Source organism: Arsenicicoccus sp. UBA2120, assembly GCF_002330965.1.
Lineage (GTDB): Bacteria > Actinomycetota > Actinomycetes > Actinomycetales > Dermatophilaceae > Arsenicicoccus > Arsenicicoccus bolidensis.
The window spans coordinates 20,648-32,840 of record NZ_DCYC01000070.1; the positions used below are offsets into that span (position 1 = coordinate 20,648).

At 68.1% G+C, this 12,193-nt stretch carries 13 protein-coding genes; 3 read left to right on the plus strand and 10 right to left on the minus strand.

Annotated features, from left to right (window positions below):
• Window positions 1-5 precede the first annotated feature (5 nt).
• On the plus strand, window positions 6-857 hold the full coding sequence (locus B2P18_RS10265; protein WP_286958431.1) for an acyl-CoA thioesterase: 852 nt from the start codon (window positions 6-8) through the stop codon (window positions 855-857).
• 42 nt (window positions 858-899) lie between these two features.
• The gene (locus B2P18_RS10270) at window positions 900-1,697 is read left to right on the plus strand and encodes a FadR/GntR family transcriptional regulator (RefSeq protein ID WP_286958430.1); all 798 of its coding nucleotides are present in this window, start codon (window positions 900-902) and stop codon (window positions 1,695-1,697) included.
• Between the two features lie 70 nt (window positions 1,698-1,767).
• Here the strand turns inward: B2P18_RS10270 and B2P18_RS10275 are convergent, their stop codons facing one another.
• The gene (locus B2P18_RS10275) at window positions 1,768-2,988 is read right to left on the minus strand and encodes an amidohydrolase family protein (protein ID WP_286958429.1); all 1,221 of its coding nucleotides are present in this window, start codon (window positions 2,986-2,988) and stop codon (window positions 1,768-1,770) included.
• 226 nt (window positions 2,989-3,214) lie between these two features.
• Between B2P18_RS10275 and B2P18_RS10280 the strand changes: the two genes are divergently transcribed.
• The gene (locus B2P18_RS10280) at window positions 3,215-3,862 is read left to right on the plus strand and encodes a TetR/AcrR family transcriptional regulator (RefSeq protein WP_286958428.1); all 648 of its coding nucleotides are present in this window, start codon (window positions 3,215-3,217) and stop codon (window positions 3,860-3,862) included.
• 91 nt (window positions 3,863-3,953) lie between these two features.
• On the opposite strand, the gene B2P18_RS10285 is transcribed toward B2P18_RS10280, so the two are convergent.
• The 9 genes from B2P18_RS10285 to B2P18_RS10325 all read right to left on the minus strand — a co-directional run bounded on the left by B2P18_RS10285 (window position 3,954) and on the right by B2P18_RS10325 (window position 12,190).
• A complete protein-coding gene (locus B2P18_RS10285) occupies window positions 3,954-4,751 on the minus strand; it encodes an SDR family oxidoreductase (protein ID WP_286958732.1) in 798 nt (265 codons plus the stop codon).
• 47 nt (window positions 4,752-4,798) lie between these two features.
• Entirely contained in the window at window positions 4,799-5,305 is a 507-nt protein-coding gene (locus tag B2P18_RS10290; protein ID WP_286958425.1) for a nuclear transport factor 2 family protein, read from the minus strand.
• A gap of 88 nt (window positions 5,306-5,393) precedes the next feature.
• The gene (locus B2P18_RS10295; protein ID WP_286958424.1) at window positions 5,394-6,569 is read right to left on the minus strand and encodes an amidohydrolase family protein; all 1,176 of its coding nucleotides are present in this window, start codon (window positions 6,567-6,569) and stop codon (window positions 5,394-5,396) included.
• 128 nt (window positions 6,570-6,697) lie between these two features.
• Window positions 6,698-7,507: an SDR family NAD(P)-dependent oxidoreductase gene (locus tag B2P18_RS10300; protein WP_286958423.1), complete on the minus strand. Its 810-nt coding sequence runs from the start codon at window positions 7,505-7,507 to the stop codon at window positions 6,698-6,700.
• Between the two features lie 42 nt (window positions 7,508-7,549).
• Window positions 7,550-8,326 carry an SDR family NAD(P)-dependent oxidoreductase gene (locus tag B2P18_RS10305; RefSeq protein ID WP_286958421.1) on the minus strand — a complete coding sequence of 259 codons (777 nt, stop codon included), beginning with the start codon at window positions 8,324-8,326 and terminating at the stop codon, window positions 7,550-7,552.
• The gene (locus B2P18_RS10310) at window positions 8,323-9,972 is read right to left on the minus strand and encodes an AMP-binding protein (protein ID WP_286958420.1); all 1,650 of its coding nucleotides are present in this window, start codon (window positions 9,970-9,972) and stop codon (window positions 8,323-8,325) included. The genes B2P18_RS10305 and B2P18_RS10310 overlap by 4 nt, the downstream gene beginning before the upstream one ends.
• Before the next feature lie 28 nt (window positions 9,973-10,000).
• The gene (locus tag B2P18_RS10315) at window positions 10,001-10,501 is read right to left on the minus strand and encodes a MaoC family dehydratase (protein WP_286958419.1); all 501 of its coding nucleotides are present in this window, start codon (window positions 10,499-10,501) and stop codon (window positions 10,001-10,003) included.
• Between the two features lie 46 nt (window positions 10,502-10,547).
• Complete coding sequence (locus tag B2P18_RS10320; RefSeq protein ID WP_286958418.1) at window positions 10,548-11,735, minus strand: thiolase family protein; 1,188 nt, start codon at window positions 11,733-11,735, stop codon at window positions 10,548-10,550.
• Entirely contained in the window at window positions 11,732-12,190 is a 459-nt protein-coding gene (locus B2P18_RS10325; RefSeq protein ID WP_286958417.1) for a Zn-ribbon domain-containing OB-fold protein, read from the minus strand. The genes B2P18_RS10320 and B2P18_RS10325 overlap by 4 nt, the downstream gene beginning before the upstream one ends.
• Window positions 12,191-12,193 lie beyond the last annotated feature (3 nt).

A 12,193-nucleotide genomic window follows, 5' to 3' on the forward strand; every position in this document is an offset into this window, starting at 1 on the left:
CGACCATGAGCACCATGAAGACCCATGACGTCGAATCCGTCGCGCGCCAGGCCGACTTCGTGATCGGCGTGGACCTCAACGACGTCATCGCGCTGGAGCCGGTCGAGCCGGACCTCTACCGGGCGAACTTCGTGTACGACGACGAGTACCGGCTCTACGGCGGCCAGGTCGCCGCCCAGGCCCTCGTCGCCGGGGGCCGGACCGTGAGCGACGATCGCCTCCCCCACTCCCTGCACGGCTACTTCCTGCGCAGCGGACGGTGCGACATGCCCACGGTCTTCGAGGTGCACCGTGACCGTGACGGACGCAACTACTCGGCTCGTCGCGTCGTCGCGCGCCAGGACGGGCTCGCCATCTTCACCGCAGTGATGTCCTTCGCGACCGAGGGCGCCGGGCCGGACAACCAGGTCACCGAGGCGCCCGCCGTGCCTGCCCCCGCCCTCTGCGAGCAGGTTCCGGTCCCGAGGCTGTTCGCCCACGAGTGGGGACTGCTCGAGCAGCCGACACCAGACCTGCCGTTCCCCGAGCGCTTCTGGTCACGGTGCACCAGCGACCTGGGGACAGATCCCCTCATCCATGCGGCCGCCGTCACCTACATGTCCGACGGCTCCAGCGGCCTCGGTCGCCTGCACGACGGCTCGGGTACGACCGGCGCCAGCCTTGACCACGCCGTGTGGTTCCACCAGCCGGTCCGCGCCGACCAGTGGCTGCTCAACATCATGGAGCCGGCTCGCACGGCGCACGGGCGGGGTCTGTACACGGGATCCATGTTCACCGAGGACGGCACCCTGGGCGTCAGCCTGGCTCAGCAGGCACTCTTCCGCGACATCGGTCCGGCCGACACGCAAAGGGCCTGACTGACCACAATGAGTTCACTGTTACCCGGGTAGGGTCCGCCCATGAGCACCTCCCCCCCCGCCCGGGTCGGCCATGTCGTACGAGCACCCAAGACCGCTGAGCTGATCGCCACCGACCTGCGCCGCCAGATCGTCAAGGGAGATCTCAAGCCGGGAGCGACGCTGCCCCCCGAGGTCCAGCTCATGGGCCAGTACGGCGTCTCGCGCCCCACGCTGCGCGAGGCATTCCGCATCCTGGAGACGGAGACGCTCATCAACGTCCGCCGTGGGTCAAGAGGTGGGGCACAGGTGATGAGCCCGGACAGCTCCGTGGCGGCCAGGTATGTCGGTCTCCTCCTCCAGCTACGGGCCACCACGCTGATCGACGTGTACGAAGCACGTTCTGTGGTGGAGCCCTACTGCGCACGCCTCCTCGCGCAGCGCCGCACCCCTCGCGACCTGACTGACCTGCGCCAGTGCGTCGCCGACCTGAGCGCGCTCGTGGAGGCGGGCGTCGAAGCCGTGCCCGATCCCACGCTGTGGTCCGACCTCACGTACAGCTTCCACGAGCTCATCTTCGAGAGGTGCGGCAACCAGACCCTGGCGGTGCAGTGCGAGGTGCTGGCCGACATCGTGGCCACTCACCTGCGCCAAGCCATCGCCCAGGACCTGCACACGGACCAGAAGGCATCAGCCGGCTTCCGCCGCACCATTCGTTCCTACACCAAGATGGTCACCCTCCTCGAGGCTCGTGACGCTGAGGCTGCAGAGCTGCACTGGCGCCGGCACCTGGAGGGGGCGGGACGGGAGATCTTCGCCGAGCAACGGCGGGACCGCTCGGTGGTCGACCTCTTCCACTGACGCGACCACAACGCCGGACGGTGGCTCGGCTCCCGTCGGAGCTCGCTCACCACCGTCCAGCGCAGGTCGATCAGCGAGGCCCGGTCAGCAGCCGCTGGTTGTCGTGCAGCGCCTTGCGCATGTCCTCAGCACCGAGGACCTCGAAGTCCGCCACCGCGCTGCGCGGAGTCGGCAGTCCCTCGGGGTGCGGCCAGTCCGAACCCAGCAGGATCCGGTCTGCGCCCTGGACCTCGCGGAGGACGTCGACCTTGTCCTCGTAGAAGGGCGCGATCCAGACGTGCTCCCGCAGCGACTCGATCGGATCCCGCCCGAAGAGCTGAGGGGTCTTGCCATAGGCGGCCCGGAGGCGGCGGTGCAGGTCCGGCAGCCAGGCCGAGCCCAGCTCGACGGTGGCAACCTTGAGCGCCGGGTGACGGTCGAAGAGCCCGTGACAGATCATGGCGGCCATCATGTCGAAGATCGGGCGCTCGACCCCGAGCGACAGGACCTCCGTCAGCGGCGACGACTTCAGGCCGGTGTACTTGGTCCCCTCGCCCCAGTCGGACAGGAACTTGGTGTATCCAGCGTCCCCGGCATGGATGACCACGACGGTGCCCGACTCGGCCAGCTTGGCCCAGACGCGATCGAACTGCGGGTCGGCGGGCGACGGCGGACGCCCATACTGGTTGCCGACCGGTCCGGCCTTGAGGATGACCATGCGGGCGCCGAGCGCCAGCACCCGGTCGACCTCCTCCTCGGCCTTCTGCGCATCGATCAACGTGATCATGGGTGGCGCGATGATGCGGTTGTCCCGCGCGAAGCCCCAGTCCTCGTCCAACCACCGGTTGTAGGCCGTGAAGATGGCGGCGGTCGACTCGGGATCTTCCTGCAGCATCTCCTCGATCCCCAGACCGAAGCTGGGGAGGAGCCAGGTCTGCTCGACACCCTGCTCGTCGAGCCGCTTGATCCGCTCGTCCCGGTTGCGGTACTCGGGCTGGATGCTGTGCATCCGCACCATGTCCCGCAGCTCCTTGCCCTCGACGTTCTGGGACCTGAAGTACGTCTCCAGCGACCCTGGTTCGGCCACCGGGTCGTAGGTCGGGTTGGGGACGACGGTGAGCTGTCGCCCGTTGATGAGCACCGTCTTGCGGCCACCTATGTCAGCCCAGCGAACGATGCCGCGGTACTTCGGGTCCAGGTGTCGACTCAGGCAGTCGACCGGCTCGTAGTAGTGCTGGTCCGCGTCGTAGATCGGGTAGCCCACATCCGGTGCGGCCTGACTCGTCGGCGCGGCCTGGGTCTCGATTGACATCCCGCCACTTCCTTCTTCGTTCCGCTCGTAGTATCTGACGCTTTCGTCAATAAATCCACAGTACCGCTAGTAAGGTCGAGTGTCGAGCACCTCGCAGACAGAGGCTGGGAAAAAGCCCCGGTCACCGGCACCACCCGACCGGTGCGCCTGACGGATGCCGCCATAAGCGTCAAGTAGCATGGTCGAGCAGGCCCGAAGCCCCCGTCGACGTCAGGAGAACGTTTCAGTGACCGCAGCCCAGACCACCGGGGCCCACCCCAGCGAGTCCTTCGCGGACGGCGTCTCCAGCGAGGACACCTTGGGCTGGCGGGCACAACGGACGCGCGAGTCGATCCTCGAGGCGTCCCGCAAGCTCTTCCTCGAGCGTGGGTACGCCGGGACCAGGATCAACAACATCACGGACGCCTGCGGCATCTCACGCGCGGGGTTCTACACCTACTTCAAGGACAAGCGAGAGGTGTTCAACCTGCTCGGGCAGACCGCCTACGACGAGATCCTCGAGGTCATCGCCCGCTGGGACACCCTGCCCAAGACGCCTGCGCTGGCGGACATCGTGGAGTGGGTCGAGGCCTACTTCGCGTTCATGGACCGCCATGGATCCTTCATCTTCTCGTCGGCCTCGTCCGGCCCCTCCGACACCGACGTCCGCACCCTGAGCACGAGGATGCAGCTGCGCGTGTCCTTTCTGCTGGGGATGCACCTGAGGGCCCGCCAGCAGGACCCCACGAGTGCACCCGAGGCCCTCGGCCTCACGGCCCTCGCCGCGCTGGACCGCGCCTGGTTCCAGGTCACCGTCCAGGACCTCGGTGTGGCCCGTGACGACGTCATCCAAGCCCTCGCCTCGATCATCCACCGCGGCGTGGGCCAGGCGTGACGTGCCCGCCCGAACGCTCGGGCATCCGTCCGACCCGAGGCTCGAGGCCGCGCACGGCGGGGCGGGTTGCGCCCCCCACCCGCGCTGGCGATCAGAAGGCGGAACGGTGGTGGCCGCCGTCCACCGCTATGTAGTGCCCCGTGAGGTATCCAGCCAGGTCCGAGCACAGATAGGCGATGGTCGACGCGATCTCCCGGGGGTCGCCCAGACGCCCTGCTGGGACGCCGGCGGTCTCGATCAGCCAGCGCTTCCTCGCGTCCACGTCCGCGAGTCCCTCGTGCTCCGTCAGGTACCACTCGGTGGTCCGGGTGCCGATCCATCCGGGCGCAACGGTGTTGATCGTGATCCCGTGCCGCGCATACTCGTCGGCCACGCTCTTCAGCAGGCCCACGGTGGCTGGTCGAGTGGCATTGGCGACGGTGTGCGGAGGGTTCATCTGCGGCTCCTTCGCGGTCGCCGAGCCGATGTGCACGAAGCGACCCCATCCACCTTGGGCCATGGACGGGAGCACGGCATGAAGCATGTGAACCTGGCTCAGCGTGTAGGCGCGGTAGGACTCCACGAACGCCTCCCGGTTCTCGATCTCGGCGAAGAAGCCGCGCACGTGGAAGTCGGCCTGGGTCACGACGATGTCGGGTGCGCAGAAGGTGGACGCCACCGTCGAGACGGCGGACTCGATGCCCTGCTGGGTCGTCATGTCGGCCGCCACACCCAGGGCCACTCCGCCGCTCGACCTGATCTGGTCCACGGCACGATCGATGTGCTTCGGGGTGCGAGCCACGACCGCCACCCTGCTCCCCTCGGCGGCGAGCAGGCGCGCAACCTCCAGCCCGATCCCCTTGCTGCCGCCGACGACGAGGGCGGTGCGTCCAGCTATCCCGAGCTCCATGTCCCAGCTCCTTCTTCGGCGAACGACGGTTCAGGTCGAGCGGGTCGTCATCGACGGCGCACCGGGTCGGCAGACGACGGGCCATCACGCCTTCCGCGATCGTCGCGCGCTCGAGCCCGCACCCCGTCGACGATCGAGCGGGCCGTCGACGAGTCCGTGAACCCGTCGAAGCCCACCGACCGCTTGACGAAGCGCCACCCGTCCTCGTCCCGGGTCAGGTCGTCACGGTAGGTGCCCCAGTGGTCCGGCCCGCCCGGAGCCATGAAGACGAAGGTGCTGCTCGAGATCGCCGCGGCGGGGCCGTGAACCTCCACGCGCCGCCGACCGACGAGATGATAGCCGGGCAGGAGACCGCCCGCACCGGCCATCTCCCGCCCCATCGTCCTGAGGAATCCAGCGATGGCTGCAGGCCCCTCGAGAGCCAACCCCGCGACCTCCAGGGTGCCGTCATGACCGAACAGCGCCGCCAGGTCCTCGACCCGGCCAGAGTCCCCGAGGGAGGTGTACGCGGCCAGGACGCGCTCGACGTCGCTCACGTCGACGTGGGTGCTCATACGATGCCTCTCGCAGGTGTTGACTGCCACGGTTCAGGCCCGCGTCCTCTCGCGGCCACGTGGGCCGGCGGAGAGGACCTGACGCAGGTCAGCCGACGCGGGGAAATCTGAACAGCTCGCGGGCATTGGTCTCGGTGATGGCGGTGACGACGTCGTCGGGGACCGTGGCGAGCACCTCCGCCGCCCGCCTGCGGCTGTTCGGCCAGTTCGAGTCCGAGTGCGGGAAGTCGATCTCGAGCATCACCTTGTCGGCGCCGATGACGTCCAGGTTGCGAACGCCGAACTCGTCGTCGATGAAGCACCCCCACATGTGCTTGCGGAACAGGTCCGACGGGCGGGCGTCGAAGTCGATGTTGTGCATGTAGTGGCGGTGACGGTCCCACACGAAGTCGCATCGCTCGAGGATGTACGGGATCCACCCGATCCCACCCTCGGCGAGGGAGAACCTCAGGTTGGGGTGTCGTTGCAGGACGCCGGAGAAGAGCAGGTCGACGGTGCTCCACATGAGATTCGTGGCGAACAGCGCGATCGCGACGGCGAAGGGTGCGTCAGGCATCGTCATCTGACCGGGTACCGCCTGCATCGTCGAGAACGAGTAGCCGGGGACGTGCCCGCTCGACCCGAAGTGCAAGGAGACCACCATGTCCGTCTCCTCGCAGGCTGTCCAGAACGGCTCCCAGGCGTCGTTGTGAAAGCTCGGGAGGCCCAGCGGAACGGGACTGTCGGGGAAGGTGACCGTGCGCGCACCCTTGGCCGCCGCACGTCGTACCTCCTCGACGGCCAGGCCGATGTCCCACATGGGGATGATGCACATCGGGATGAGCCGGTCCGGGGCGGCCGCGCACCACTCGTCCACGTTGAAGTCGTTCCACGCCTGGACGCACAGCAGCGCGAGGTCCTTGTCAGAGGCGCGGTGGAAGATGTTGCCACCGAATCCTGGGAAGGACGGGAAGCAGAGGGCGGCCTGCACCCCGTCGGTGTCCATGTCCTTGACCCGCTCTACGGGGTCGTAGCACCCCGGAACCATCTGCTCGTAACGGAAGGGATCCAGGCCCCACTCAGCCGGCGGCTTCCCGGCGACGGCGTTGAGACCGATCGTGGGGTAGATGTTGCCGTCGTAGGCCCACTGATGCTTGCCGTCCTTCTCGATGATCCGCGGCCCGCGTTCCTTGAGCGCCTCCGGAAGCCGCTCCTGCCACACCCTCGGGTGCTCGATGAGGTGGTCGTCGACGGACACGATCTGGTGGTGGTCTTGTAGTGGCATCAGGCTCAGACTCCTTTGTCTGGTGAAGCTCTCGTATCCATACGCTACCTGTTTTTGACGACTTCGTCACCAGGTTTCGGGCCATCGGAACAGCCGTACCGCGGGTCGGCGACCCTCTCATCGCCGGCTCAGTAGAGGTTCGCGGTACCGCCTCCGTCGACGTGCAGGTTCAGACCGTTGAGGAAGTCGGCTCGAGGACTGACCAGGCAGATGACCGCGTAAGCCACGTCCTCGACGGTGCCGATGCGGTGCACCGTCTGCCCCGTGCCCTTGAGGATGTAGTCGGCCGCCTTGCTCGTGTCGTCACCCCACCCCCGGCGTTCGGCGAAGTCACGCAGGAAGTCATCGAGCCCAGGGGTGCGGATCATCCCCGGAGAGACGGCGTTGACGGTGACGCCGGACCCGGCCAACGCCTTCGAGAGCCCGAGACTCATGTTCAGCATCGCGGCCTTCGCCGTCCCGTACTCCGGCTGGGCTGCGGTCGGGATCGTCGCTGCAGCGGTGGCCATCTGGACCACCCGCCCCCAGCCACGCTCTTTCATCCCCGGAGCCAGGCAATGAATCAGCTTGGCGGCAGCCAGGACATTGCGCTGATAGCTGACCGACCACTCGTCCAAAGGCACGGAGAACCACGACTTGACCGGCCCATCGGAGGCTCCCCCGGCGTTGTTCACCAGGATGTCGATCCCGCCGAACGCCTCCGAGGCGGCGGCCGCAAGCTCGGCAGCTCCCGCCTCGGAGGCCAGGTCCGCGGTCACCACCTCCGCGGTCCCGCCCTTCGTGCGTATGCCGTCCGCGACCTCCCGGGCGCGACCCTGGTCGCGGCCGTGCACGATGACGGACGCCCCTTCCGCGGCCAGCGCACGGGCGATCCCGGCGCCGATCCCGGAGCTGCTGCCCGTGACGAGGGCACGTTTTCCAGCGAGCTCTTCAGTCATGAATTGACACTAACGTCAGACCCGGTGTGCGGCAACCTCAGGTCAGCGCGGACCGAAACGCTGCGCTCCGTCGAGACGGATGACCTCGCCGTTGAGATAGGGGTTGGCGAGCGCATGTACCACGAGCGCGCCGTATTCGGACGGCTCCCCGAGTCGCTTGGGAAAGGGCACGGCGGCCTCGAACTTGGCCAGCATCTCGGCCCCCACCGATTCCATGATGGGAGTCTTCATCGTCCCGGGAGCGATGCAGACCACCCTGATCCCGGCGGCGCTCAGGTCGCGAGCGGCCGCGAGGGTGAGCCCGACGACACCCGCCTTCGCGGCGGCATAGGAGGTCTGTCCGATCTGGCCCTCATAGGCCGCAATGCTGGCTGTGGTGACGATCGCACCACGTTCGCCGTCCTCGTTGGGCTCGGCCTGCGCCACCTCTGCGGACACGAGACGCATGACGTTGTAGGTGCCGTTGAGGTAGAGGTCGACGGTCTTGCGAAAGCCTTCCATCGGTGCCGGCCGGCCCTCGCGGTTGACGACGCGGTCGGCCACTCCGAAACCGCCGTGCGCGGTCACGGCGTACCTGAGGATGCCCAGCTCCTTCGCCGCCTCGACGGCGCCACCGACAGCATCGTCGTCGAGGACATCCGTCCTCACGTAGCGCACCGTGGCTCCGAGCTCTCGGGCCAGCGCCCCGCCCTTGTCGTCGTTCATGTCCGCGATGACGACACCGCACCCGGACTCGACAAGGGCACGAACGGTCGCCTCACCCAGGCCACCTGCACCGCCGGTGACGATTGCGACGTCTTCACTGAAATCGATCTTCACGACTGCTCTCCTTCGTTGTGGGGAACTGATTGCTGGCCGAACTGCGACCGGAGCTGGCTCTTCGCCACCTTGGACAGGCCGGTACGGGGCAGCTCGGACACGATCTCGAGCTGCTCGGGCAGCTTCTGCTTCATCAGGCCCTGCTCGCTCAGGTAGGTCGTGAGCTCGACGAGCGTGGGGGGCCTGCATCCGGGGGCGGGCGTGACCACGGCACACACGCGTTCGCCCCTCTCGGCATCGGGGAGCCCGACGACCGCCACCTCGGCGACGGACGGGTACCTGCTCAGCAGCTCCTCGATCTCCATCGGCGCGATCTTCTCCCCCTTGCGGATGATCATCTCCTTGATGCGTCCGACGACCTCGAGGTGGCCGGTGGGGTGGATTCGTCCCAGGTCTCCGGTCTGGAACCACCCGTCGTCGGTGAAGTTCTCGGCGTTCTTGGTGATGTCCGTGTAGCCCTTGCACACGGCCTCACCCCGGACCTCGACGAGTCCGTCCTCCCCCTCGGCCGCGGGATTGCCGTCGAGATCCACGAGTCTGACCTCGTTGCCTGGGATGACCATCCCGTCGGTCAGCGCCAGGATGGCGGGATCGGTGGCGGGGTCCGCGACCGCGATCATGGGCACCTCGGTCATGCCGTAGTCGTGGGCGATGATCGCGCCGAGGATCTCCTGCCCTGCCGCCACGTACTCCGGCGGAGACGGAGCACCGCCGCCTTTGAGGAGCTCCAGATCAGGCAGCAGCGGCTCCGCGGACCCCTTCTGCATGGCCATCAGGGCGGCATACATGGCGGGTGCACCCCCCGTGCTCGTCACCGCGTGCTTGCGGAACTCGGCCAGGGCCTGCGCCGGGTGGAACGACTCGAGCACCAGGACGGGGAAGCCTGCGGACAGGGACGTGATGAGGTACAGGGCTCCGCCGATGTGAGCGACGGGGAATACCATCGCCGAGACCTCGTCGGCTCGCCGACCCATGCCACCGATCCCCGCAAAGGCCGTCCCGCCGGTCAGGATCGTCCCGTCGGTATGACGAGCACCCTTGGGAACCCCGGACGAGCCGGAGGTGAAGAAGATCCACCGGACCTGGTCTCGGTCCTCCTCGGCGTCGGGCACCCGGGGCAGGGTCGACGTGTCGTCGACCTCAGGTGCCTCGAGCCCCACCGTGATCACCGTGGGCGCGGGCCCGCCGGCCGCGGCGATGTGCTGCGCCATAGCGGTGAAGTCGAACCCTCCCCACTCCCCCGGCACGATGAAGTACTCGGCGCCCACGGACTCCAGGGACACGGTGACCTCGCGCTCGCGGTAGAGAGCGATGATCGGTGCCTGCACCGCGTCCAGGCGGCGCAGGGCAGCCAGGACGAGGACGGACGAGACCCGCGTGGGAAGCTGCCAGGCGACGACGGAGCCGGGGCCGATGCCCTCGGCGGCCAAGGCCGCAGCGACTCGGTCCACCCGGGCCGCGAACTCGCCGAACGTCATCCGGGCCCCGTGCTCGTCGAGGAGGAAGAGGTCATCCCCGGCGGTCGCGGCCCGCTCGGCGACCAGGCCGCACCACGTGCGGCCCTGGACCAACCAGGTCCAGTCCGCCGCGGTGACCGTTCGTGGGTCGTGGGGGGGCCAGGACCCCAGGGTGACGTCATTGCTCATGGGCACGGCTCCGCCTCGTCGTGAACGGTCATCGGTTGAAGTAGTAACGGCTGAGGAGGGTGGCCACGCACGCCGGTTTGTCCTGTCCCTCGACCTCCACGGTGATCGTGGTCGTGAGCTGGACACCGTCGTCAGGCAGCGGGTCGACCTGATCCAGACGCATGCGTCCTCGAACGCGGGAACCGCTGGGCACTGCCGTCGGGAAGCGCACCTTGTCCAGCCCGTAGTTGATCCCCATGCGAACCCCGTCGAACCGTCTCAACGAGCTCATGAAGTGCGGGATCAGGGCCAGCGTCAAGAACCCGTGGGCGATCGTCTCGCCATAGGGACTCTCTGCTGCCCTCATGGTGTCGACGTGGATCCATTGGTGATCCTCGGTCGCGTCGGCGAACAGGTCGATGCGGGCCTGCTCCATGGCGAGCCACGCCGAGGGTCCGAGCTCGGTTCCTACGGCTGCGACGAGGTCCTCCACGCCGTGATAGACCGTGATGCCGGCTGGTGCAGTGGCAGGGTCGATGATGTCGGGCACGATGGCTCCTTTGCTCTCGTTGCTCGCGAGGGGGTCGTGGATCGGGTCAGTCCTTGCTCAGCAGGAGGGATCCTGCGACCGGGCCGCCACCGACGGCGACGACGGCGAGCTGTGGGTCGTTGAGGGCCTGGCGCTCCCCGCCCTCGCCCCAGAGCTGGACGCATGCCTCGTGCAGGAATCCCATGCCGTGCAGGCGTCCGCCGGAGAGCTGTCCGCCACTGGTGTTCATCGGCAGTGACCCGCCGAGCCCGAAGCGTTCGCCATCGCCGATGAAGTCCCCGGCGCCTCCGTGGGGGAAGAAGCCGAGGGCGTCCAGCCACTGCACGGTGAGGAAGCTGAAGCCGTCGTAGAGCTGGGCGAGGTCGAGGTCCTGGGGGCCGAACGAGGTGCGTTCCCACATGGTCGCGGCAGCGTCGTGGGCCGCCATGGTGGTGAGATCACGCCGCTGGTCCCAGGTCGCGCGCTCCAGCATCCCCGTCCCCACCGACTCCACGGTCAGCGGTGCGCGCGGCAGGTCCTTGGCGGCCTCGCGCCGCGAGACGATGACGGCTGTCGCGCCGTCGCAGGGCACGTCGCAGTCATAGAGGCAGAACGGCTCCGAGATCATGCGTGACGCAAGGTAGTCCTCCATCGTGAGGGGGTCCCGGTAGACAGCGTCAGGGTTGCGCCCGGCGTGAGAGCGTGCGTTGAGCGAGATGGCACCGAGATGCTCGCGGGTCAGCCCGAAGTCATGCATGTAGCGCTGGGCCGGCATCGCCAACCAGTTGGCCGGGGACATGGCCCCGAACGGCCCGAAGTACTCGAGGTGCCCGCTCGCCTTCGCTGACCCTGCCAAGGTGGAGGCCCGGTTGCCGCCGGCCTGGGCGGTCGACTCCCACACGGACCTGAAGACCACGACGTGACTGGCCAGGCCGAGCGTCACCGCCATGCATGCCTCGATGGCGGGGCCGATCTGCCCGGCGGTCTCGAGACCTCCCATGTACCAGGTCGCCGAGATTCCCAGCGCGTTCTGGAGCTCCATCGTCGTCGCCCCCGAGAATCCTGGGGTCCCCTCGCCACCGGGGTAGCTGGCCACGCCGTCGATGTCGTCAACGGTCAGCCCGGCGTCCTGGATGGCCCTCAGGCAGGCCTCGACGGTGAGGTCGAGCCCGGTCCGGCCGAGTCGGCGCCCCACCTGGGACTTACCTGCCCCCGTGATCACGGCCCGCCCCTCGAAGGGCCCTCCGCGGCTCATGCCGACGCTCCCTGGACTACTACCGCGGACGACGGGCGGAACAGCGGGATCCACACCGAGTCGTCGGCCTCGCCCCACCTCTCGAAGAAGACCTCGACCTCGAGGCCCACGCGCAGGTCCTCCCGGTCCACGCCCACCACGTTGCTCGTGAGCCGTACGTCTCGGTCCTCGACGAGCTCGATCATCGCGACGACATACGGAGGCGGCATGCCTGGGAGCCACGTCTGGTGGTTGATCGTGTATGCCGCGACGACGCCGCGCCCGGACGTCGGCTCGGGGGCGACATCGACGCTGCGGCAGCGGAAGCACACCGGGGCCGGGGGGTGGAAGAAGTGGCCGCACCCGCGGCACCGATTGATCAGCAGCTCGCCGCGCTCGCCACCCGTCCACAGGGGTGAGGACTCTGCGGTCGGCTGGGGCGCGAGTCGATGCTCAGGCCTGACGTAGGTATGCATGGC